This is a genomic window from Thermostichus sp. MS-CIW-40 (assembly GCF_054058315.1).
Window position 1 is genome coordinate 127,849 of record NZ_JBSSAC010000001.1, and the last position, 21,607, is coordinate 149,455.

20 protein-coding genes and 1 tRNA gene are annotated in these 21,607 nt (G+C 60.2%); 13 read left to right on the forward strand and 8 right to left on the reverse strand.

Annotated elements, in window-relative coordinates; all coding sequences use genetic code 11:
- Positions 1-2: 2 nt before the first annotated feature.
- Positions 3-641: a Maf family protein gene (locus ACVWXF_RS00575; RefSeq protein ID WP_457473355.1), complete on the reverse strand. Its 639-nt coding sequence runs from the start codon at positions 639-641 to the stop codon at positions 3-5.
- 148 nt (positions 642-789) lie between these two features.
- Between ACVWXF_RS00575 and ACVWXF_RS00580 the strand changes: the two genes are divergently transcribed.
- The 4 genes from ACVWXF_RS00580 to ACVWXF_RS00595 all read left to right on the forward strand — a co-directional run bounded on the left by ACVWXF_RS00580 (position 790) and on the right by ACVWXF_RS00595 (position 3,901).
- Positions 790-1,605, forward strand: coding sequence for an ion transporter (locus ACVWXF_RS00580; RefSeq protein WP_457473356.1), 816 nt, complete (start codon positions 790-792; stop codon positions 1,603-1,605).
- A 62-nt stretch (positions 1,606-1,667) separates the two neighbouring features.
- Positions 1,668-2,174: a hypothetical protein gene (locus tag ACVWXF_RS00585; RefSeq protein ID WP_011432348.1), complete on the forward strand. Its 507-nt coding sequence runs from the start codon at positions 1,668-1,670 to the stop codon at positions 2,172-2,174.
- 75 nt (positions 2,175-2,249) lie between these two features.
- Positions 2,250-2,663, forward strand: a complete 414-nt coding sequence (locus tag ACVWXF_RS00590) for a PH domain-containing protein (RefSeq protein WP_011432347.1) — start codon at positions 2,250-2,252, stop codon at positions 2,661-2,663.
- Between the two features lie 29 nt (positions 2,664-2,692).
- Positions 2,693-3,901, forward strand: coding sequence for a glycosyltransferase (locus ACVWXF_RS00595; protein ID WP_457473357.1), 1,209 nt, complete (start codon positions 2,693-2,695; stop codon positions 3,899-3,901).
- Here the strand turns inward: ACVWXF_RS00595 and ACVWXF_RS00600 are convergent.
- Positions 3,895-5,571, reverse strand: a complete 1,677-nt coding sequence (locus tag ACVWXF_RS00600; protein WP_457473358.1) for a hypothetical protein — start codon at positions 5,569-5,571, stop codon at positions 3,895-3,897. The two genes, ACVWXF_RS00595 and ACVWXF_RS00600, sit on opposite strands and share 7 nt — an antisense overlap.
- Before the next feature lie 97 nt (positions 5,572-5,668).
- Here ACVWXF_RS00600 and ACVWXF_RS00605 point away from each other — a divergent pair, with 97 nt between their 5' ends.
- Positions 5,669-6,088: a hypothetical protein gene (locus tag ACVWXF_RS00605; RefSeq protein ID WP_457473411.1), complete on the forward strand. Its 420-nt coding sequence runs from the start codon at positions 5,669-5,671 to the stop codon at positions 6,086-6,088.
- Between the two features lie 137 nt (positions 6,089-6,225).
- On the opposite strand, the gene panB is transcribed toward ACVWXF_RS00605, so the two are convergent.
- A complete protein-coding gene (panB, locus tag ACVWXF_RS00610; protein ID WP_457473359.1) occupies positions 6,226-7,011 on the reverse strand; it encodes a 3-methyl-2-oxobutanoate hydroxymethyltransferase in 786 nt (261 codons plus the stop codon).
- Between the two features lie 151 nt (positions 7,012-7,162).
- Between panB and ACVWXF_RS00615 the strand changes: the two genes are divergently transcribed.
- Together ACVWXF_RS00615 and ACVWXF_RS00620 are read left to right on the forward strand one after the other, a co-directional pair.
- Positions 7,163-7,249 (forward strand) — tRNA-Ser (locus tag ACVWXF_RS00615).
- A 211-nt stretch (positions 7,250-7,460) separates the two neighbouring features.
- The gene (locus tag ACVWXF_RS00620; protein WP_414344751.1) at positions 7,461-8,210 is read left to right on the forward strand and encodes a phycocyanobilin:ferredoxin oxidoreductase; all 750 of its coding nucleotides are present in this window, start codon (positions 7,461-7,463) and stop codon (positions 8,208-8,210) included.
- Here ACVWXF_RS00620 and ACVWXF_RS00625 read toward each other — a convergent pair.
- Positions 8,207-9,040 carry a hypothetical protein gene (locus tag ACVWXF_RS00625; RefSeq protein WP_457473360.1) on the reverse strand — a complete coding sequence of 278 codons (834 nt, stop codon included), beginning with the start codon at positions 9,038-9,040 and terminating at the stop codon, positions 8,207-8,209. The genes ACVWXF_RS00620 and ACVWXF_RS00625 overlap by 4 nt on opposite strands.
- Positions 9,041-9,454: 414 nt before the next feature.
- Between ACVWXF_RS00625 and prmA the strand changes: the two genes are divergently transcribed.
- The 4 genes from prmA to ACVWXF_RS00645 all read left to right on the forward strand — a co-directional run bounded on the left by prmA (position 9,455) and on the right by ACVWXF_RS00645 (position 14,108).
- The gene (gene prmA / locus ACVWXF_RS00630) at positions 9,455-10,396 is read left to right on the forward strand and encodes a 50S ribosomal protein L11 methyltransferase (protein ID WP_457473361.1); all 942 of its coding nucleotides are present in this window, start codon (positions 9,455-9,457) and stop codon (positions 10,394-10,396) included.
- Positions 10,366-11,202, forward strand: a complete 837-nt coding sequence (locus ACVWXF_RS00635; RefSeq protein ID WP_457473362.1) for a 16S rRNA (uracil(1498)-N(3))-methyltransferase — start codon at positions 10,366-10,368, stop codon at positions 11,200-11,202. Before prmA ends, ACVWXF_RS00635 begins: the two co-directional genes overlap by 31 nt.
- Positions 11,203-11,296: 94 nt before the next feature.
- Positions 11,297-12,580 carry a histidine--tRNA ligase gene (gene hisS / locus ACVWXF_RS00640; protein WP_457473363.1) on the forward strand — a complete coding sequence of 428 codons (1,284 nt, stop codon included), beginning with the start codon at positions 11,297-11,299 and terminating at the stop codon, positions 12,578-12,580.
- Positions 12,581-12,587: 7 nt separating this feature from the next.
- Positions 12,588-14,108: a hypothetical protein gene (locus ACVWXF_RS00645; protein WP_457473364.1), complete on the forward strand. Its 1,521-nt coding sequence runs from the start codon at positions 12,588-12,590 to the stop codon at positions 14,106-14,108.
- Between the two features lie 24 nt (positions 14,109-14,132).
- Here ACVWXF_RS00645 and ACVWXF_RS00650 read toward each other — a convergent pair whose 3' ends face one another.
- The 4 genes from ACVWXF_RS00650 to ACVWXF_RS00665 form a co-directional block, all read right to left on the reverse strand.
- Positions 14,133-14,969, reverse strand: coding sequence for a universal stress protein (locus ACVWXF_RS00650; RefSeq protein ID WP_457395058.1), 837 nt, complete (start codon positions 14,967-14,969; stop codon positions 14,133-14,135).
- A 101-nt stretch (positions 14,970-15,070) separates the two neighbouring features.
- The gene (locus ACVWXF_RS00655) at positions 15,071-15,871 is read right to left on the reverse strand and encodes a hypothetical protein (RefSeq protein ID WP_457473365.1); all 801 of its coding nucleotides are present in this window, start codon (positions 15,869-15,871) and stop codon (positions 15,071-15,073) included.
- 151 nt (positions 15,872-16,022) lie between these two features.
- Positions 16,023-17,153, reverse strand: coding sequence for a hypothetical protein (locus ACVWXF_RS00660; protein WP_457473366.1), 1,131 nt, complete (start codon positions 17,151-17,153; stop codon positions 16,023-16,025).
- On the reverse strand, positions 17,150-18,790 hold the full coding sequence (locus ACVWXF_RS00665; RefSeq protein WP_457473367.1) for a hypothetical protein: 1,641 nt from the start codon (positions 18,788-18,790) through the stop codon (positions 17,150-17,152). The genes ACVWXF_RS00660 and ACVWXF_RS00665 overlap by 4 nt, the downstream gene beginning before the upstream one ends.
- Before the next feature lie 272 nt (positions 18,791-19,062).
- Here ACVWXF_RS00665 and ACVWXF_RS00670 point away from each other — a divergent pair, with 272 nt between their 5' ends.
- Both ACVWXF_RS00670 and ACVWXF_RS00675 read left to right on the forward strand, forming a co-directional pair.
- Positions 19,063-19,464 (forward strand): cupin domain-containing protein, encoded by a 402-nt coding sequence (locus ACVWXF_RS00670; protein WP_148202691.1) that lies wholly within the window; start codon positions 19,063-19,065, stop codon positions 19,462-19,464.
- 121 nt (positions 19,465-19,585) lie between these two features.
- Positions 19,586-21,550 (forward strand): cellulose biosynthesis cyclic di-GMP-binding regulatory protein BcsB, encoded by a 1,965-nt coding sequence (locus tag ACVWXF_RS00675; protein WP_457473368.1) that lies wholly within the window; start codon positions 19,586-19,588, stop codon positions 21,548-21,550.
- Positions 21,551-21,607 lie beyond the last annotated feature (57 nt).

Genomic DNA, 21,607 nt, shown 5'->3' on the forward strand with positions numbered 1-21,607 from the left:
TATTATACATTATTTTCAGTATAGTTGAGCTTATCATTGACTAGAGTCATGCTCCAAGCATCGGTGAGGGAATAGCCCAACTCCTGCATCATGCGCCGCAGCAGGGGCAAACTCAGCCCGATAACATTGCCGGGGCACCCCTCGATCCGCTCCACAAACAGGCTGCCACGACCATCGATGGCAAAACAGCCGGCACAGGCCAAAGGCTCACCGGTGGCCACATAGGCGCGGATCTCCTCGTCGCTGGGCTTGGCAAAAAACACCCGCGTCACCGCATAGTGGGTGAGGCGACGGTTCTGCTTCGTGTCAATTAAGGCATGGCCTGTGTAGAGCTCTCCCACTTCGCCCCGCATTTGCCGCAAGCGCCGTTCTGCCTCTAGGGCATTGGGCGGCTTACCTAGGATCTCGCCATTTAGGTAGAGCACAGAGTCGGCCCCCACAACCAAGACGGGCTCCCGTTGCTGGGCCGCCACCACTTCGGCTTTCGCCGAGGCCAGCTTCTGCACCAGCTCCACCGGATTAGAGCTCTGGATTTGGCTTTCGTCGAAGTAGCTGGGTTGAACGCGATGGGGGATCCCGGCAGCCTTTAACAATTGGCGGCGGGCAGGGGATTGCGAGGCCAGTACGATAGGAGGCAACATCGACTCAACACCTAATTAACACCCAAAGCCTGGACGTTTGCTTAGGGGAAGTTCGCTCTGTGAGCTAGTTTCCATTAGCTTAGTTAGTATGCGCCTGATGGGCGTTGAAAGGAAACTCTCTCGATATCTTCCCAGCTGGATCCCGTTTGTGACCACTCTCCCCACCCAAGCTGATCTCGATCTTGCCCGTTCCGGGATCCTTCAGCGCTATTGGGGGGATCAAGACACCCCGGAAAGCCGCTGGGTGAATTTGTTGGTGGCGGTGTTGGTTTTCTGTTCATCCACCTTCTTTGTGGTGGAAACCTATCCCATTCCCCCTGAGGTACGTCTTTGGCTGGAGCGGGTGGATCGCCTCATTCTCGGCTTGTTTGTGGTGGAATATCTGCTCCGACTGGCAGCGGCCCCGCAGAAGTTGCGCTATGTCGTGAGCTTGTATTCGCTCATCGATTTGCTCGCCATTTTGCCTTTTTTTGCCGGGCTAACCGATATTCGCTTCATTCGCATCTTCCGTTGGTTTCGCATTTTGCGGCTGCTGCGCCTGGTAGAGGGCAAAACCCTGTTTGGGCAAGTGATCTCCGCCGATAGCCGCATTTTGCTGCGCATTTTCTTCACCCTCTTTGCCATTGTTTTCGTCTACTCTGGGCTGATCTACCAGGTAGAACATCGAGTGAATCCTGGTGTTTTTGCCACCTTTTTGGATGCTTTCTACTTTTCCGTCGTTACCATGACCACGGTGGGGTTTGGGGATCTCACCCCCACTTCTGAGCTGGGCCGGTTGCTGACGGTGCTGATGATCCTGACGGGGATCGCTCTAATTCCCTGGCAAGTGGGGGAGCTGATCAAACAATTGGTGAAAAGCGGCAACTCGGTGCAATGGGCCTGCCCAGGCTGTGGCCTCTCCCAGCACGATGGGGATGCCCAATTCTGCAAACGCTGTGGCACACTGCTCTATCCAAGGGATTGAGGCTGTTGGCCAATTTGGGGCAAAGACAGGATAGGCTAGGACGGGTTGCAGGAGGATCTGCGATGTTGGCCCACCCCGAGCTAACCATCCCCGGCAAGCTGAACGTGAAGGCGGGCGTGGCGATGCTGGTTGCCGCCATTGTCCTCGGCTGGATCCTCAGCCAAGTTCAGCCGTTGCCGCTCGCCCCCCAGGAGGCTTCGGGGATCCCTGCCGAGCCCCTCCTCTGGCAGGAGGTGCCCAAACAAAAGTACGCCTGGCACATTTGCTACGCCTTTTTGGGCAACATGGGGTTGATCAACATCGGCGGCGGACTGGCCCTGGTGGTGCTGGGATCCCGCTTTACGGCTGGGCAAATGCTCTCGCAAATTCTCCTGTTGGGGGGAATGCTGCACCCGGCTTCTTGGGCTTTGGTGGCCCTGACGGGGCTGGAAGGGTGGGGCTGGCTGGGTAATGCCGGAGCCGCAGCGGTGGCGGTGGTGGTGATGGTGTTGTTTGTTTACCTGGTCTTGGCCACCTGCCGTTCCCTACAAGCCGTCCGAAGGCTGACCCAATCCCGAACCTGCCGTTAGCCCCAGTTGGGGAAAGCTGAGAAATCGTTTAAGATCGTTAACGGCAACACTCTAAACAACCGGACGGTGCTCTGCATGGCGGTGCAAGAGGAGGTTTTTTTTGAGGGCGGCCCCCACAGTGGCGATTTGGTGTTGAACTCCTTCATTGGGGCTACACTTGTCGGCTTGCCTCTGTTTGTGGGGGCACTGGTGCGTAAGCTGTGGGTACACTATCGGATTACCAATCGTCGCATCACCGTGATTGGGGGATGGGGCGGCAAGGAGCGCTCAGATGTAATCTACGGCGAGATTGCCAAGGTGGTTATGGTGCCCCGTGGCTTGGGCGTGTGGGGAGACATGGTGCTCACCCTCAAGGACGGCAGTCGCCTGGAGATGCGGGCCCTGCCTCGCTTCCGCGAGATCTACAACTACATCAATGAGCGGATCGACGAGAAAGCCAAGCAGGTGAGCGGCCCAATTGGCAAAAAGCGCCGCTCTGCCAAGTCCTGACCGTGCCTGAGCCTTGGGGATCCCTTCCTGTGGCTGTCCCCACTCTTCCCAGCCGGGATCCCGCTTGGCCTGAGCGCCTGGCCCTGGTGCACGAGTACCTGATCTGGCCGGGGGGATCGGAAAAGGTTTTGCAGGAGCTGGTGGCTTTTGCCCCACAGGCCCCCCTTTACGTCAGTCTCTTCTCCGCTCACACCCTGCCGCCGAGCTGGCAGGAGCTGACAATTCACACCTCCTTTTTGCAAGGCTGGGCCAAGTGGCTGGGGGTGCTGCGCCCTGATTACCATGCCCGCCTCAAGTATCTGCTGCCCTGGATGCCGTTGGCCTACGAGAGCTTCGACTTTTCGGGGTATGACTGTGTGATCTCCAGCAGCCACGCCTTTGCCAAAGGGATCCTGACGGGAGCCTCTACCCTGCACCTGAGCTATATCCACAGCCCCACCCGTTACCTCTGGGAGAACCGGGAGCTGTATCTGCAGCGAGAAGGGCTGGGGAGAAGCGGGCCTGTTGGCGCAATTGGCCAATGGCTGCTGCACCGCTTGCGCCAATGGGATTTTCTGGCAGCTCAACGTCCAGATCTGTTGATCGCCAACTCCCAGCACATTCGCCGCCGCATTGCCAAGCTCTACCGCCGCGAGGCTGTTGTTATCTACCCGCCCGTTCCGCTGCAGGGGTTGGAGCCGGTGGCGGATCCCAGCGCCGATTATGACCTGGTGGCAGGCCGACTGGTGCCCTACAAACGGGTGGATCTGGCGATTGCCGCCTGTGAACGGCTGGGTCGTCGGCTGCTGGTTGTGGGCGAAGGGCCGGAGCTGGCTCGGCTCAAGCGACTGGCGGGGCCGCAGGTGGAGTTTTTGCCCCATCAGCCCCCCGATCGTTTCCGGGAACTGCTAGCCAATTGCCGGCTGCTGCTGTTCCCCTGGGAGGAGGATTTTGGCCTAGTGGCAGTGGAGGCCCAGGCCTGCGGCCGCCCCGTGGTTGCCCTCAACCGGGGAGGTGCCCAAGAGACGGTCATCCACGGCCAAACCGGCATCCTCATTCCCGAGGCCAGTGTGGAAGCGCTGGTGGAAGGGCTGCGGCAGGCGGATCGACAGGAATGGGATCCGCAGCGGATTCGGGCCCATGCTCTGCAATTTGCCCCAGAGCGGTTTCATGCCCAGCTGGGAGCCCTGTTGCGCTGGGCTTGGCCTCGTTTTCAAGCTGGAGAACGGTTGGATCCCCGAGAATGGAGCGCTCAGTAGGGCCGCCGCTGCACAAAAGTCGGCAACTCAATCCGGTTGCGACTGCCCGTTTCCCCTCCTGCCCGTGAAGCGGCCAAAGCGGAGCGTTTCAGGAGCCTTTCTGTCCGTTGGCGCCAGCCGAGCGGGGCACTTTCTTCCCGCTCGTCCAGGGTGAGCGGCGGGATCCCTGGGGTGGGTGTTCTCCAGGTGGTGGCCGGGGAAGGAGCAGACTCGTCAGCCGCGGCAGGAATCCGTTCCTGGGCCCGATGATTCGACCTGGGCTCGACAACCGCTGGCTGAGGGGAAGCGGAGGCCGACTGACGCAGTGTGGCCAGTTGCTCTTCCAGTTCTTGATTGCGCTGCTGCAGCAGGGCCACTTCCTTTTCTTGGGTTTGCGCGTAGGCGTGGGCCTGCACACACTCGGTTTTCAAAGCCATCACCTGCTGCTGCAACTTCTCGATTTGCTTTTGGCTGACCAGATGATGGGCCTCGGCCAGTTCTCGCCCCCGCCGGGCTGCTTCCAGGCTTTCTCGGGTGTCCTGCACCTGCTGCTGAACTTCCTGCCACTGGGCAAGGGTGGGACGCTGGGCCAACTCTTGCATGAGCTGATCCCGCTCGGCTCGCAAAGCACCAAGCTCGCGGGTCAAAGCCTGCACCTGCTCCTCCAGGGCAAGGATTCGCTGCACCTGTGAGGACTCTGTTTCCCTGAGGTGGGCGGCCTGGGCTGCTTCCGCTTCCAGCTTGGCAATCTGTTGGGCTTGCTCGGCCTGCTGCCGCTGACTCTGCTGCAGCTCTTCCAGCAAGGTGGCCCGCTCGGCCTTAGCAAAAGAGGCCTGTTGGCGCAGATGATCCAGCTCCGCCTGCAAGCGTGCCCATTGCTCTGGGGTAGGACGCTCTTCCAGTTCGCGAATACGTTGCCGGGCGGTGTTCAGGTCAGCTTCCATGTGTGCCTTTTCGGTTTCCAGATGGGTCTTCAAGCGCTGCCATTCGGCTTCCGCTTGGCGGTGGGCAGCCTCTAGCTCCGCCCGTAGGGTTTCCAGTTCTTGTGCAGAAGGTCGAGCAGCCAACTCTTGGATTTGCGCTTGCAATTGTGCTTTTTCCTCCTCTAGCTGCTGTACACGGAGCTGCAGTTGGGCTTGCAAAAGCTGCACCTGCGGCAACTTGACGGCGTATTCTCCCAATTGGTTGGCCTGCTGTTTCAGCTCCAGGAGCTCCTGCTGCAGTTGGTAAAATCGGGCCGGATCGACGCGCCGCTGCAATTCCGCCTTGAGGGTTTCAATTTCCGTCTGACTGGTTTGCAACTGCTGCTGCAGAATGTGGTAGTGCTCCAGCGTTGGACGGCGCTCCATTTCCCACAGGAGATTCTGCAGTTCTTCGATGTGCTGTTGCTGAAGCTGAAAAGCCTCTGGGGTAGGGCGCTGGGCCAGCCGCGCTTTCTCCTCTTGACACGCTTGCAAAGCTTGATCCCGCTCTTGAATCTGGGCCTGTGCTTCCAGCAGTTGATGTTCCAGGCGATGGATGCACTCAATCTGCTGCAATGACAGCGCTTCCGATTCGGCGAGGGATCGCTCTAGGTTGCGCACCCGCGCCCGCAAAGCTTTTAGCTCCTCTTCCCCTTCCATATCCAGGCTGCTCGACAGGTTATGGGCCTTACTGTAGCAGATGGTTTGGGCAAAAATCCAGCTTGCCACTATATGTGGCGTGAATTTTTAGTTTTTCTCGAAAAGGACGCTAAGCCTGTTATCCCCACCCTCTATACTGAGAAGGTGAGTCTTCAGATTGAACCCTGTGATGAAGCTGGGATCCAAATCCTGGGGATGGGTGCTGGGCCTGCTGGGTGTGGCCTTGGTCGGTTGTGGTGCCGATGCGCTGACGGCCAGTACTCCGCTGCCGCCTTTGATCACCAGCAGTGATATTCCTTCTGTGGTGAATCGGAACGGCTTTTTGGAGCTGGGGGTCTCGGTATCGGTGCCGGGGCGGATCCCGGCGGAGCTGGCGTTTCAGGTGTCGTGGTCAGGGATCGAGGTGCAGACGCTATCGGCAGCCCAGGTGAATTGTGTGTCTGGAGAGGTGTCTTGTACAACCCGCTTCCGCATTCGCCCTCCCCTGAGCTTGGTGCCCGGCTCCTACCTGCTCAGCTTGCGGGTCTTCGACCGGTTGGGCCAAAGTGCTGTGGTGACCGGGACGGTGCTGGTGAGGGATCCCTGAGGTCGCCCTATCCTTGCCCAGCCTTGAGAAAGCGGTGCGGTTCCCGTTCCCATAAGCATTGCGTAGCAGTAGGTAGCAGTATGAGGTGCCGTAGGCATAGCACCTCTGCCCAAGCTTTGAATGGGTAAGGGATCCCTTCAGCGGGGGGGAAATACTTTTTGGCGAACGTCGTCGGCGAAAGCTTCCACTGCTTCTCGGATCGCCTGTCTCAAATTGGTATAGGCCTTGGCAAAAGGGGGGAGCCGCTCGCTCAGCCCCAGCAGGTCGTGGGTGACCAAAATCTGACCATCGCAAGCCGGCCCGGCCCCAATGCCCAAGGTTGGGATCCCCACCTGGGCTGAGATTTGGGCAGCCAATTCCGCCGGCATGTGCTCCAGAACCAGGGCAAATGCCCCTGCTTGTTCCAGGCTGAGGGCCTCTTGTCGCAGACGCTCCGCCTCCGGAGTGGTTTTTCCCTGCTGGTGATAGCCTCCCAGTTGATGTTTGGCCTGCGGAGTGAGGCCGATATGACCCAAAACCGGGATCCCCCGCTGCACCAGAAAGGCCACCGTTTCCACCATGTCGGGGTAGCCCCCCTCCAGCTTGACCCCGTTGACTCCTGCCTCCTTCATCAACCGCCCTGCTGAGAGGAGAGCTTGTTCTTTGTGGACTTGATAAGTCAAGAAGGGCAAGTCGGCCACCAAAAAGGCCCGTTCTACCCCGCGGCGCACCGCCTGGGCGTGATGGAGCATCTGTTCCAGCGTCAGGGGCAGGGTGCTGGTATACCCCAAGTGGGTCATGGCCAAGCTGTCGCCCACCAGGATCAAGTCGATCCCAGCCTGATCCAAAATCTGAGCGGTGGCGTAGTCGGCAGCCGTGAGGGCCACCAAAGGTTGACCCGCCTGCTTGGCCTGGCGAAAGTGGTGAATGGATAAAGCAGCCATATCTCCATGATCTCATCTGGGCGTTCCCGCCAGCGGTGCGGAGCACTTTCCCATCAACCGCATCCCGTGGGGGAAGCAAGCTTGGCTTTGAGGCTGGGAAGAAGCAGGAGACTCGGTTTGCCGTTAAGATGGTAAAGCCCCACAGCTGACTGGAAGGGTGACAGAGTGGTTGATTGTGACGCTCTCGAAAAGCGTTGTGACTGCAAGGTCACCGTGGGTTCGAATCCCACCCCTTCCGTTACCATGTAATCCGATAACGTACCGGCTATCGGACAGAGATGGGCTGTACTTGGAGGTGATGCTTAATGGGTCGAAGCTTTCGCCCAATCCCTTCAGGTCAGCGGTGCAGTTCCCCTGCCTTGGGCACAGCACTTTTGACACTTTTGAAGAATTGAAGGGGGCCACCCCTCAAGCGTGGACGGGTTTCTCAGCCTTTCTTTTGGGGTCTTATGTTCACCGCTCCTGCTCTTTCCGCCCAACTGCATCCGCTCATTCAGGGCTTATCTGAGGCAATCCTGAACGTTTGGGGATCTACCCTCACCCTAGCCCCCTATCCTCTGCCTGAAGATCTGGGCTACGTGGAGGGCCGCCTAGAGGGCGAAAAATTGCAAATTGAAAACCGCTGCTACCAAGGGGATCCCTTTCGCAAACTGCACCTGGAGCTGGCCCAGGCCGGGCAGAGCCTGGATATTCTCCATTGCGTTATGTTTCCGCAGCCGCAGTACCCGCTGCCGCTGTTCGGTTGCGACATTGTGGTCGGTCGCGGACAGGTGAGCGCCGCCATTGTCGATCTCTCGCCGGTGACCCCCAGCTTGCCCGATCTCTATATCCAGGAGCTGGAAGCGTTGGGATCCCATCTCGTCCCTTTCCAACACCGGCGCCGGTTGCCGGAGTGGGGCACGATTTTTTCTCCCTACTGCCTGTTCGTGCGTCCTGCCGACGAAGCAGAGGCCGAGCGCTTTTTACACTTTGCCTGCCGTTTCCTGGAAATTCACTGCCGGCTGGCGCAGCAGATCCCCCCACAGACGGATCCCGGCCAGATTTTGGCCCACTACCAGGGGCAGCAGCGCTATTGCAGCCAGCAACAGCAGAACGACCGCACCCGCCGCGTTTTGGAAAAAGCTTTTGGCCCCGCCTGGGCAGAGCGCTACATGAACACCGTCCTTTTTGACTTGCCTCCCAGTCCCGTGCAGATCTAGGCGGGATCCCCTTGCAGCCGCTGCTGGATGCTCAAGGCCAATTTTTGCCCCAGGAACTCCGGCATGGCTGGAGTTGAATCCGGCCCCAGCAAGTAGAAAATAAAGCGCGTCTGCTTGCGGCGGAGCATCAAGTTGAGGTTAACAACGGTCAAATCCTCCTGCGCGAGGGCCGTCATCACCCGGTAAAACGCGCCCGGCTGGTTGTCCACATCCACCAGAAGTGTGGGTAGGTGAAACACTGGGTCAAAGTAAAAAGAAACCTGCGCCTCTTTCAGGCCGGCCTTGAGATCAAACTCCAGTGCCAAGGTTTCGTGAACGCGAAACACACCCGCCAGGCATTCGTGAATGGCCCGTTCTAGGCTGAGCTTGGTTTGGGAAGAAAGGCTGTGGCCATCGCGGGAGACAATGGTGCGGATAAACACCAGGTGCGGTGAGTAGATCTGCCCATAGAGATGGATGCCGTGCACCGAGAGATTAAAAGCGGTGAACACCCCAAACAGATCGCTGAGCAGGGAAGGTCGATTACGGTAGGCCAGACAGACCACCGTCTTGCGACCTTCGTCCTGCATCTGTACCACCGCCTTGCGGGTCTGGTAGAGGGTGTAAGCCAAGCGCAGATTTTGGGCCTGTACCTCGCTGCTGACAAACTGGCTGTAAAAAGGCGGAAAGCTCTGGTTAAAACGCCGCATCAGAGCGGATCGCGTCAGCGGGACGGAGTTCTTGCGGGTGCTGACTTTGAGCGGCTGAAGATCTTCATGGGCAGCCCTTTCCCCTCTGGTAATCCCCCAAGGAGCTACCTTCGGCTGCTGCCCTGACTGCTCAATTGACATCGACCTCGCCACCTGCATTGCTCTTTCTTCATCCTTACATCGTTGCTCAGTACGCCCCAGCCAAACCCCATCTATCCGCAAAATCACTGAGGCTCGGAACGAATGTCAACGCTGCATCCAATTCTTGTTCAATGCTTTTGGACTTAATCTATCTCATAGGGCTGAGCTGGTCATCCAAAGAGCCGCTGAGGGTCATCCCCCAATTGGGGGGATCCTTCCCTTCTTCGCTGCTGAACCGACGCTGTGAGCCTTTCAATCCTAGAATAGCCAGAATAAGCCTAAACTATGAATTGAGCAGAGCGCTGCAATTTTTGATATAAAGTGCCGCATTGAGTGCTGGCCGGCTGGGTGACATGAAGCGCCATCTTGTTAGCCATCACTTTGGTTTTCCTTTAGGTTTGTGAAGGGATCCCTGTGAGCAAAACTGTTGCCAATCCCACTCCGTTTTCGCCCGCACAAGCGCTGGACCCCGCTGGTGCTTGGTGGGATCTCAGTCTCATCGCCTCCCCTGCCCAAGAAGACCTGATCTTTTGGCGGCTGGAGAGTTTTGGCTGTCGGGGCATGACCAGCCAAGCCTATGGCGAAGATCAGATTTGCATTCACGCCTATTTGCCTTGGCCTCACGTCAGCCTCCTGGATTTGGCAGCCCTCTCCCTGCGCCTGCAGCAGGATGCCCTCATTGCCGGTCAGCGGGTTCCGAAGCTGCGCTGGGAACGCATAGAGGCGGAAGATTGGAGCAGCAGTTGGAAGCAGCACTGGCAGCCCCAATGGGTCGGGGACAAGTTGCTCATTTGTCCGGCCTGGCTGGAGCCGCCCTCTCACCCCGGTCGTCACCTGTTGCGGCTGGATCCCGGTATGGCCTTCGGCACGGGCACTCACCCCACCACTCAGCTCTGTCTGGAGTCGCTGGAAATGCGTCTGGAGAGCTGGGGAGGGGATCCCCCGGCGGCGACGCTGGCGGATGTGGGCTGTGGATCCGGCATTTTGTCGTTGGCGGCGGCCCTGTTGGGGGTGAAGCGGGTGTTTGCGGTGGACATCGACCCCCTGGCGGTGCAAGCCACGATGCACAACCGCGATCTCAACGGCCTGACGGATCGCATTGTGGTCGCTCAGGGCAGCCTGGAGCAGATTCCCGAAATGGTGGATGGGCTGGTGTGCAACATCCTGGCAGATGTGATCCTGGATATGATCCCGGAGTTTCGGCTGGTGGTGAAGGAGGGGGGATGGCTGATCCTCAGCGGCATCCTCATCGAGCAGGCCAAGTTGGTGGCGGAGATGCTGGAGGCCAACGAATGGGTGGTGGCAGCCCTCTGGCGACGGGGGGAATGGTGTTGTCTGAACGCACGCATGACCTGAGCGCTTTGCCCCGATTGGCGATTGACCCAGCGCAGCGGGATCCCAGCGGTGTTCTCCATTTAACTGGTCTGCAACAGCACTACTTGCAGCGGGTACGCCGCCTCAGGCCGGGGGATCTCTTTTTGGTTTTGGACGGCTCAGGCAAGCTGTGGGCGGCCCGTTGGCAAGCCCAGGGATCTCGAGTTGTGGGCGAGGTGGAGGTGCTGCCGCGGGAATTGCCTGTTTCTTTGCATCTGGGCTTGGCGGTGGTCAAAGGGCAGGGGTTTGACGAGGTGCTCCGCCAGGTTACCGAGCTGGGGGCGGCGCGCATTACTCCCCTGCTGACAGAGCGCACCGTGTTGGAACCGGGATCTGGGCGGCAGGAACGCTGGCAAAAAATTGTGCGGGAGGCCGCAGAACAATGTGAGCGGTTGCGCTGGCCTCAGGTTGATCCCCCCACCCCTTGGACAAGTTGGCTGGCGGAGCTGCAAGCCGTTCGCGCTACTCGGACGGAGTCCTTCTGGTGGGGTATAGCCGTGGCGCGCGAGAACGCCCCCCTGCTGGTGCAGGCCCTGCCAAAGCTGCAGATCCCGGCCTTGGCCATAGCCATTGGCCCAGAAGGGGGCTGGACCGTTGCCGAACGTCGGCAAGCTGAGGAATATGGGGGAGTGTCCGTCTCCCTTGGCCCTACCATCTTGCGAGCTACCACCGCCGCTGTTGTTGCCACCAGCCAAATTGCCGCCACCTACTCCTGGTTGGACTCGAGCTTGGATCGGGGTCATTTGGCTCCGCTAGCGACGGGGAGTGTTGTCGCCGATAATCAATAACTAGGCCGTTTGCGTCAGCGGGACGGAGTCCTTTGACGAGAACAGCCATTGGCATAGCAGGCGGCCAGGCCCACCCCAGGGAGGGAGAACGAGAATGGAGATGATCCAGGCGGTGCGAGGCACCCGAGACATTTTGCCGCAGGAGGTGCGGCTCTGGCAGCAGGTGGAAGCCAGCGCCCGAGAGATCCTGGGACGGGCCAACTACCAAGAAATTCGCACCCCCATCCTGGAGTTGACGGAGCTCTTTGCCCGCAGCATTGGCAGTGCCACCGACGTGGTGGGCAAGGAGATGTACTCCTTCAGCACCCGTGGCGAGCAAGAGGTGAGCCTGCGCCCAGAGAACACAGCAGGTGTGGTGCGGGCCTACATCCAGCACGGGCTGCAAACGGCTGGAGATGTGCAACGCCTCTGGTATTGTGGGCCGATGTTTCGCTATGAGCGTCCTCAGGCGGGGCGGCAACGCCAGTTCCATCAGTTGGGGGTAGAGCTGCTGGGCAGCCGGGATCCCCGCGCCGATGCGGAAGTCATCGCCTTGGCCTGGGAGCTGTTGCAAGCGGTGGGGGCGGAGAACCTGAGCTTGCGGCTCAATTCCCTGGGGGATCCGCAGGACCGGCGGGCCTATCGCCAGGCCCTGGTGGACTACCTCACCCCCTTGCGGGAGAAGCTGGATCCCGACTCACAAGAGCGTCTCACCCGCAACCCGCTGCGCATTCTAGACAGCAAGGATCCCCGCACCCGCGAGATTGCCGAGGGGGCCCCCAAGCTGCCGGATTACCTCGGCCCAGAATCGCGGGTTTTCTTCGAGCAGGTACAAGCTCACCTGCAGATGTTGGACATTCCCTACCAGTTGGATCCCTACTTGGTGCGGGGCCTGGACTACTACACCCACACCGCCTTTGAGATCGTCTCACCTGACTTGGGATCCCAGAGTACCGTCTGTGGGGGTGGTCGCTACGACGGCTTGGTGGAAGAGCTGGGCGGACCTTCTACCCCAGCGGTGGGCTGGGCCGTCGGCATGGAGCGGCTGGTGCTGCTGTTGCAAAAGAAACAAGGGGAGGCTCCGCCAGCACCGGTCGAGGTTTACGTGATCTCCCGTGGGGCGAAGGCTGAGGCCCAATCCCTCCGGATCGCTCAAGCGCTGCGCCAAGCTGGTTTCTGCACCGAGCTGGATCTGAGCGGCAGCGCCTTTGGCAAGCAGTTCAAACGGGCCAGCCGCAGCGGCGCAACTTGGGCTGTTGTGCTAGGGGATGCGGAAGCTGCAGCCGGAGAGGTACAGCTTAAGCACCTGCCTACAGGGCAACAGCAAACCCTTTTGCAAGCCGATCTGATTCAGTATCTGGCATGCCATTCGCGTCAGCAGTGCGGAGCACCAAGGTGATGGAGCTATGTTAAATTTCTGGGTTCGGCGGGACGGCCAGGAAGACTGGCAGCCAGTACCAGCCGAGGGAGCAGTTCTGGAAGAAGATACCTACACCATTGTTGCCCGTTCGCCTCAGCCCCACTTCACCATCACGGTGGAAGTCCGGCAGCGTCCTCTAGGGCCACAGAATCAGGGCCCCAACACCGGCACGACTCCTCCACAGGTCCAAACCCGTTCTGTGCGCACCAACGATGAAGGGATCGGCATTATTTTGCCCGCCAGCCACCTCACCCCTGGGTTTTGGGAATTGCACTGTCGAGATGCCGACTTGATCGCAGAACTGTTCGGTGAAACCGAGTTGGACAATTGTCTCCGTTTTCAGGTTGTGCCTGCCCCTCTGGAGCCGGAACGAGGGATCCCTGCCCCGGTGGCTGAAGAGGCCGGGTTTGAGCCCCCCCAGAAAAAAGAGGTCGCCATCCCGCCAGAGCTGTTTTCCCTAATGCACAGTGAATTGGAGGGATCCCCGGAGGAGGTGCTGGTGTTGACGGGGCGGATCGGCTGCAGCGGCGAGCTGCGGGTACAGGTTTGGCCAGAAGGGGAGGAGAGGCCGCTTTTCCAGGGACAACGGCAAATTCAACTCCCGGCGGGGGCGCGGACGGCGGTGTTCAGCATCCCCATCACCCTGCCCAGCCAAGTGTGGGCCCGTCCTTTACGGGGAGAACTGGCCCTTACTCCCTCCTCCTGGTGGGATCCAGAGCCGTCGCCTCAGACCCTGACCATCCCCTTTTCCATTCGCTGTCGCAGCCAAGAGGCAGGACTTCTTGGCGCAGGGATCCCCCTCCCGCAGCAGCAAGAGGAAGAGAGGCTGGCCGATGCTGCCAGTCCTGCCTCGACCGCAACCCTGCTCTCTCCCGAACGCACCCTGCAAAAGCTGCTGCGCATCTGGCAGCACAGTGCTCCTGCTGGAGGGGATCCCGGCTCGACTCAGCCGGCAGAGCCCTCTGCTAAGGCCGCACCCGAACCTAACCCCCAGCCTGCGGCGCCGATTTCCCCTCTTCCCTCACCCCCCCAAGCTGAGCCAATGGGCGAGGATGCCGCCCTGCCAGCCCCAGCAGGGAGCCCGGCCACCCCACCTCCGCCTGCATTCGCCCTGCCTGCCACCAGCAAGGACACCAAAAACTCGCCCCCGCCGCCAGAAGTGTGCCCGGCGCCACAACTGCTGGTGCCTGAGCAATTGCGAGCGGGCGACAATTTCGATGTGGTGCTGCGTTTGCCGGCCTTGGCCCCTGCCTCCGCCGCCGGCGCCGCCTCCCAGCCACCTTATTGGATCAAGTTTTGGGTCAAGCATGGCCGCACCCGCTCGTTGGTGGATGGCCCCCGCTGGTTGCTGGACTTCTCCCGCGACGATCAGGGGCAGTGGCAAGCTTTAACCCGCATGACCATTCCCCCAGGCGTCCCCGAGCTGATCTTTGAAGCTTGGGCCGTCAGCCCGGATCGCCAGCAGCAGAGCGACCGAGTTACAGAGCACCGCTCTATCTTGCCTTAGGGATCCCTCGCTCTTGAGTCCTGTTTAGTCTTGGACGGAGCGCACCATCAGCACGGGGCAGCCGATGTGCACCCGCACATAGTCGGAGATGGAACGCCCCAGCAGCCGATCCAGGTCGGGGATGCTGCGGGCAATGGTAGGTCGGCGATCCGGGGATCCCATCACCAGCAGATCGGCCTTGCTTTCTTCAGCCAGGCGGACAATCTCCGTAGCCGGATCCCCGACAGCCGTCAACACCTGGTGGCCGATTTGCCGGTTTTTGAGGATGTCGATTGCCCGATCTAGGGCCTCATCTCTACCTGGGTTGTCGGCATCCAACTGCACAGAGGCCAGGAAGATCTGGGCCCCTTGAATGCCGGAGATCAAGTCAAGGGCCGTGGCAAAGGCGGCCTGGGCAGCGGGGGAGTTGTTGAGGGCCACCATGACATGGCTGGGGTATTTGACGTAGGCGTCGTCTTTGACCAGCAGCATTGGGCAGGAGGCGAGCTGAAACACATATTGGCTCACCGAGTTCTGCAAAATGGCCATGATGCGGTTGCGCCCCCGGGATCCCATCACAATCAGCGGATTGGGCAGGGACTCGGCCACCTGCAGCACCACCACCTTGGGATCCCCTTCCACCAGTTGCGTGCTGATCTTTAGCCCTGGGCGGGGGGGGAAAGTCTGCAGGGTTTGGGCCAGCAGTTCCTGCCCCTTTTGCCAGGCAGCCCGCATCTCCTCGGCAGAGGTCTGGGAAGGCACCGCATGCAGCAATGTCACGTGGCACTGGGCAAAGGCCGGCAGAGACAGAAGGGTATGCACCATTTGCTCAGTGGGGCCGCTGCCGTCGATAGCGGCAATGAGGTTCTCAAATCGAGGCATGGGATCCGTTCTCCGGGCCGTAGTTTGCCAAGACTCATCCTAGATCTGCCCCTGCGGATCCCTGTTACCGTAGGGGATATCCTGCAACATTTTGTTTGGTTTCAGTAACTTAGCCACACATAGCCGGTAAAGCCGCCGCCGGCATTGGTGTTGCGACCGGCCAGGAACTGAAACCCCCCCAAGCCCAGCGTTAACCCTCCCTCCAGCCGCCAGTTGAGCTGGCCAGAAAGCTTGAGGTTGTCGTAGTCGGGATCCTGAACCGCCAAATCCCCGAACAACAAAGGCGCGCCGTTGCCCAACGTAAAATCCCCATCCAAAGCCAGGATGGCCTGCAGCTCAGGAGTCAAATCGGCCCCAAGGGTTAAGTTGGCCTTGACCCGATCCCCGGGATAGCCCAGGTAGTCCCGGAACGTGAGGCAGGAGTCGAAAAAGGCAGGCAGGGATCCCAACTGGGTATTGGCCGCCACCCCAACTTTGAGATCGTAGCCGAAAACACCGTACCCCAAGGGCAGGGGAATGTCTTGGGTGGCATATCCGGGCGGGATCAAGGCCGTTAGCTGAGCCGAGAAGAAGGGATCCCCGTTCCCCCAAGTATGGCGCAGGCCCAGTTCCAGATCCCGCAGGCCCTGGTTGCGCTGGGTAACGGTGTCAGCCCCGCTGGCAAAGCGATTTTCGATGAAAACGTAGCTGGTGTTGAGGTTGAGAGTGAGCTGATCGCTAAGGCCAGTCTCGGCGAAAAGGTTGAGGCGGGTTTCTCCGTACTCCGAAAGGGCCGGCTGCAGGCGTCCCCCCTGATCAAAGCGGGTGCGAGGCCGATAGACCTCCGGCTGCAGCGAAAAAAAAGTCTTGCCGGCACCGCGGGGAAAACCGCATCCTGCCCAGGCCGGCAGCTCCGGCGGCATTGCACTAACCACTAGACTCGCCAGCAGGCTTGCCCTTAGAAATCTCAGCTTCTCCATGGCAGGGATCCCGGCAGCTTCAGGGGGATTGTATCCCTAGGATCAAGATTTGGGCCAAGATCCGGGACAAAACCGGCTTTGGAACGACTGCTAACTATGAGGTGGCAGCCGGTAGGCCCACCTGTGCCCGGAATTGGCGAGCGGCGGTCAGCGCCCCATAGGGATCCCCTTTGTAGAGGCCGTAGTGCATGAGGGAAAAGCGCCGCAGCCCCAGTTGAGACACTTCCTGCAGCCACTCCGGCTGGCTCATGAGCTGAAAGTCTGTATGGACGGTGTCGGCCCGTCCGCCGCTGGGGTGCTTGTCCTTAATCGATGGCTCGTAGTGGGCCAACATCAGGTTGGGGTGGATGGGGGAAAACAGGCGGCAACAGAGGCGGATCTGCTCCGGGTTACCGGGATCCGGGCCGTTCAGCTCTGGGTTAAACTCCCCTGGCCGCCGCTGGCGCATCGACTGGAAGGCGATCCCGTCCATCCGGCTCAGGGTCTCGGCAAAGGGCTCCACCATGCTGCGGCCTGCCCCCTGGGAAGGGTCGTCAAAGGTGGCAATCCAGCCCCCCCAGCACAGGGCCACTTCGGCCTCTGGCAGCCGCTCTTTGATGGCCTGTCGGGCTTTGAGGACATTGCGCATCAGGGCTTGGTAGTAGGGAGCAGTGTCGGCGTTGTAGGTATCTGCTGGGATCCGCCAATAGGAAAACTCCGTGGCCAGGCTCCAATAGGTAGGGCGGCCTTGGGGGTTGGCTTGAGCGATATAGCCGGCCAATTCGGCTACATCCTGGACAAACTGCTTGGAGATGTGGTAGTCGCCGCAGGGGCGGTGGGTGTCGTCTTCCCAGGTGATGATGTGGAGGGTATAGCCCCGCTCAAACCACTGCCGCAAAAGCCCGGCCTGGTGCCAGTTGCGCCAAAAGGAGAGATCCCCCTGGCGGTGATCAAAGCTGTTGAGCCAGCCGCTCAGGAAATGGGGATCCCACCCCTGCGCCACTGCCGCCACCTGCGGATCCGACTCGATTTCCCAGAGGAAGCGACCGGGATCCTCGCCAATGCCCACCTGCCAGCGGGCCAGCAGCTCTGACAAGTTCATGCTTCCCGTCTCGGCATTTTCCGGGCTGCGACTCCCCTGCTGACTCAAAAACTCCTGGCCACAGCCGGCAACCCCATAGGCAGCCAGCAGCGCTCCGCCCGCTTGCAGCACCTGTCGCCGCTGCCAGGATCGTCTCCTTTTCATCTCCTCTCCTCCTGCGGTTCCTCTTGGTGTTGGCGAGCCCACAGCCGCACTTGGGGGGAGCTATAAACCTCCCTGAAGCCCGGCAGCCCCTCAAAATTGAGCTCAGGCCAAAATTGCAGGATGCGATCGGCGCTCCGCAAGGGATCCGCCAGCCCCGCTACCAAGAGGTAGTCCACCCTTTCCTGGGGATGCTGAAGGGCCAGGGCAAACTCGTACTGGTGAGGAGTAAGGAAAGAGCGGGGATCCCTTGCCCAAAAGATAGCCTCAAAGTGGATGTCGTCGTCCACCAGCACTTTTTGTCCGGGCAACAGGTGGCGATAGAGATACTGCCCAACCTGGCGCTTTTCCTGCCGCAGCCTCCGCCAGTCTTCTAGGGCTTGCCCAGCAGAGGTTACTTCATACAGGTTTTGGGCAGCTTCCAACTCGCCACTAAGGGGCACTAACCCTGCCACCAGCCGCTCCCAGAGATCCCGCTCCTCGGCCACCAGGGGCATGAGGAAACCCGGCTCTTGGCTCACCCCATAACCGGCAGTGAGGCAGTTCAACCCCAAGAGGGCAGTGATCAACAGGCGCTTAGCCCAGCCGGGGCCGGCTCCGCGACACAAGTAGGCGCCCATCAGCAAAGGCAGCGGCACCCAGAAAAGGCCAAAGCGGCTCAGCTCCCGCAAAAACAGCCCCTGCCCTAGAGAAGCCAGCAGGATGACCAGCGGCATCCCCCAGACCAGAGCCCATACCCAGCGACCCGGGCCTCGGCCCAGCAGGGATCCCAGCCCCAACAGCAGATAGGCAGGGGCCAGCACCGCCAGCCATTTCCCAGCCTCCAGCACCCCCCGCCAGCCACCCGCCTGCTGCAAGTCTTCCCGCAATTGCGGCAGCCGCAGACCGCTGCCCACCTGGTAGGTGAAAGCCCAGGGATCCCCTGCCGACAGCCAATTCACATACAGCCAGCTCAGGATCAAGGCTAGGCTGACAAAGCCGGCCACCAACAGCGAGGCCCAGCGAAACCCCCAGACTTCTCGGCGAAAGGCCACCAGCAGCAGCATCCCCGCCCAGGGCAGCAGCCATCCGCTTTCCCAGCGCAGCACCATCAGGGGCCCCAGCGCCAGCCCAACGAGCAGCAGCCTCAGGGTAATAGGCAGCTCATCCCCTGCCGCCACTGACTTCCCCGCTGCTCGTTTCTCGTCAGCCAGGGGAAACAACAAGGCCATGTTTACCCCCAGCAAAAGCGAGGTGGCCGTCCAAGCGGGGCTGCGCAGCAGCATCAAGATCAAAGCCGGCTGCAGCATCATCAACAAACCCCATAGCCAGCGCCATCCCACCTCCACCGGCAAACGGCGTAACTGCCGCCACGTCCAGCCCAGCACCAGAGAGCCGAAGACAGTCTGCAACAACAGCGGGGATCGTCCCAGAATGGCCGTGACCATCACCAGCAAGGGAGGAAAGGTGGTGCCCACAACGGGCAGGCGCGGATCCGGCCCCAAGGCCGCCACGGATCCCTTGTAGCCGAGAAACTGCATCTCCAAGCTCACCCAGCCCCAGCCCTCCTTCAGACCCCAAAGAAGAATGGCCAGCAGCAGAAACGGGATCCCGGTAGACGCGAAGAGCCGCAAGAAAGCCCTGAGCTTGGTGAGAAACATGGGTTGCTTTAACGACTTCAAGAAGTTAGAAGGCAACTCATTCAACAGCGAATCGAATCAAGCCTTAAGAGTTGTCTGATGAGAACAAGTTTCAGAAAAAGTATGGGGATGGGCTGACGTGTCTAGGCACTGGACACAGGGCTAGATTAGCATTCCCTGGCCTGAGAGACTTTATCTACGAGTTTTGGCGTAGGCCAATTCAGCCATATTGTCGATGAGGAGGTCTCGGACGCTGAGAGAGAATGAGGGTGACTTTGCAAGGACATGATCTTATGTTGCAGGCTGTGCGGGACGTGAATGAAGCAGCAGTTCCAGCGCTTGAGCTGGTGCCCTCTCAAGCAGAGACCCGTCCCTGGGGATCCTTCTGGGTTTTGGATGAAGGCCCGATGTACAAGATCAAGCGCATCGAGGTGAAGCCCGGCCATCGGCTCAGCCTGCAGATGCACTACCACCGCAGCGAGCACTGGATCGTGGTCAGGGGCACAGCGAAGGTTACCCGTGGAGAAGAGGTGATGCTGCTGAGCTCCAACGAGTCCACCTACATTCCCCCCTGCACCAAGCACCGCCTGGAAAACCCCGGCACCCTTCCCTTGGTGTTGATCGAGGTGCAAAACGGGGAATATCTCGGGGAGGACGACATTGTGCGCTTTGAGGATGACTACGCCCGCCAGTAAAGGGATCCCCTGGGCATCCGAATCTACGGTTTGTGCGTAAAGACCCCCGAAAGCTTACAGATTTCTGCATGTTGGGCAAACTTGGGTCAGGTGGGCCAAGGGGCTTGCCTGCATTAGACAAGTGAGGGATAAGCAAGAGGGGGTCAAGGTGACGCAGAAGGCAAGGCAGTGGGCTTTGTGGGTTGCCGGTTTGCTTTGGTGTTGCGGGCCGACGGCTGTCCACGCAGCGGAAGTCATTTCTCTACAAAGGCTGGGCTACGACCGCTCGGTGCTGCTGCAAGGAGCTAACCCGCGCCTGGATGTTACTGTCCCTGCCCCCCTCAACGGCCTTGACCCCGAGGCCAGCTTTGTGCAGTTACGCCTGGATCCCTCGCCGGTGCTCAAGCCCACGTCCACGGTGCGGGTGCTGATCAATGACGAGCTGGCGGGTATCTTCCTGGTGCAAGATCTGCGGCAGGAGCCGGTGGTGCGGGTGCCCATCCCCAGCTTGGCCGCTGGCGAGCGCTTTATCACCTTGTCGGTGCAGCCTTTCCTGAGCATCAGCGACGATATTTGTGCCGACTTGAATACCGGCAACCTGCTGCTGACGGTAGGGCGGGACAGTTTCTTTGAGCTGGCGCCCCTCGTTCCTGATGCCACGGTGGCCGGTTTTCTGGGCCGGCTGTATCCTCAGGTTACTTTGGTAGTGCCGGCCAATCCTTCCTCTGAGACGGCGGAAGCAGCTCTGTGGCTGTACAGCCTCCTTTCTCACCTGTTTCCGCAAACGCCCATCCTGTGGAGCAACCGTCCGAAGCAGGGGGCACAGGTGATCTTAGAGCCGGCCAATTTCACCCCCCACTTGCAGCATCAAATTACCCCAGAGGGATCCCGCCTGCGAGTGGCCGCCCGCCGGGAAGCTATTCTTGCTCTCTATGAAGAATGGAAGCGGGCGGGGCTGGTCAGCCGCGGCATCCAGGTGACAAGGGTGGCGGATCTGGAGAGAGCGCTCAGGGCCAACCGCCTCAGCCTGCGAGAGCTGGGGATCGTGGATCCCATGTTGCGGGGGTTTGGCAGCCAGTCTTTGGTCTTCAACTTCAACCTGTCCCAATTGGGGGGGCGGCCGCGGGATCTGGCGGCGCAACTAGACGTCATTATGAACCCGGTGGATGGCCGAGTGGGGGATCGCCTCACCGGCTACGTGTTCTTGAATGGCGTTCTGTTGCGCACTTACAACCTAACCGGGCGCACCCAGCTCAACGAGACCGTAATCCTGCCCACCCGCCTGCTGCGCCGCTTTAATCAACTGGAGCTCCGCTTTGACTATGGCGCCAGCCCCGGTAATTGCCAGGGATCCCTGACCCCGCTGACTTTGCAAGTGCGTTCCGATAGCTCTGGCCTTCTCTGGAGCGGCTACCAAGCCCCTAGCGGCGAGCTGCAGGAGATCCCGGCGGTGCTTCGAGGATCCGGCCAAGTGTGGGTAGGGGATCCCCAGTTGCTGCCAGCTACTGCTTATCTCTTGGGTGCCCTTGGTCGTCTGTCGGCACAGCCCTTGTTGCCCACCCTCCAGTTTTTGCCGGAGGGGAAATCCCAACTCCAAGCAGAGAACTTTGCCTGGCAGGTGATCGTGGCTGGGCCAGATCAGGTGGAGCTTAATAGCCCCATCCGGCTGGGATCCCAGTTTGAAATCATCAATCCCCTCAACCAGCAGGTGGCCTTGGCCGCTCAGCCCCAGGAGAATCTCGGCCTTTTGCAATACTTTCTCCTCCAAGGCAAGCCCACCCTTTGGCTTTCCTGGTGGGGATCTGACCCGGCTTTGGCAGAGCGCCTCAGCCGCGGCCTTGCCGATCCGCGCACCCGCCTGGCCAACCAGCTACAGGGAAACGTGCTCACCGCCTATGCCGCTGCCCCCGATCTCACCCAAGTACAGAGCTGGGATCTCACGCCGGCAGGCTATCGAGTGCGCTACCCCGGTCGCTTCAGTTGGCAGCTTTTGTTGTGGCAATACCGCTATTGGTTAGTGCTGCTGCTGGCCCTTTTGCTGGCAGTAGGGGCCTGGAATACCTACCAACGCTTGGCCCGCCGCCCTGAGTCGCCCACCCTTTCCTAGGGGGGCTAGTCATCGACTTCTGCTTGAGCCAGACTGAAGCCAAACCCAAACTTTGAG

Coding starts and splice junctions, on each gene's coding strand:
- ACVWXF_RS00655 (WP_457473365.1), bottom strand. CDS start 15,871: ATGCCGCCGGAGCTGCCGGCCTGGGCAGGATGCGGTTTTCCCCGCGGT.
- ACVWXF_RS00620 (WP_414344751.1), top strand. CDS start 7,461: ATGTTCACCGCTCCTGCTCTTTCCGCCCAACTGCATCCGCTCATTCAG.
- ACVWXF_RS00585 (WP_011432348.1), top strand. CDS start 1,668: ATGTTGGCCCACCCCGAGCTAACCATCCCCGGCAAGCTGAACGTGAAG.
- ACVWXF_RS00645 (WP_457473364.1), top strand. CDS start 12,588: ATGTTAAATTTCTGGGTTCGGCGGGACGGCCAGGAAGACTGGCAGCCA.
- panB (WP_457473359.1), bottom strand. CDS start 7,011: ATGGCTGCTTTATCCATTCACCACTTTCGCCAGGCCAAGCAGGCGGGT.
- ACVWXF_RS00650 (WP_457395058.1), bottom strand. CDS start 14,969: ATGCCTCGATTTGAGAACCTCATTGCCGCTATCGACGGCAGCGGCCCC.
- ACVWXF_RS00625 (WP_457473360.1), bottom strand. CDS start 9,040: ATGTCAATTGAGCAGTCAGGGCAGCAGCCGAAGGTAGCTCCTTGGGGG.
- ACVWXF_RS00660 (WP_457473366.1), bottom strand. CDS start 17,153: ATGAAAAGGAGACGATCCTGGCAGCGGCGACAGGTGCTGCAAGCGGGC.
- ACVWXF_RS00590 (WP_011432347.1), top strand. CDS start 2,250: ATGGCGGTGCAAGAGGAGGTTTTTTTTGAGGGCGGCCCCCACAGTGGC.
- hisS (WP_457473363.1), top strand. CDS start 11,297: ATGGAGATGATCCAGGCGGTGCGAGGCACCCGAGACATTTTGCCGCAG.
- ACVWXF_RS00635 (WP_457473362.1), top strand. CDS start 10,366: ATGGTGTTGTCTGAACGCACGCATGACCTGAGCGCTTTGCCCCGATTG.
- ACVWXF_RS00670 (WP_148202691.1), top strand. CDS start 19,063: ATGTTGCAGGCTGTGCGGGACGTGAATGAAGCAGCAGTTCCAGCGCTT.
- ACVWXF_RS00665 (WP_457473367.1), bottom strand. CDS start 18,790: ATGTTTCTCACCAAGCTCAGGGCTTTCTTGCGGCTCTTCGCGTCTACC.
- ACVWXF_RS00575 (WP_457473355.1), bottom strand. CDS start 641: ATGTTGCCTCCTATCGTACTGGCCTCGCAATCCCCTGCCCGCCGCCAA.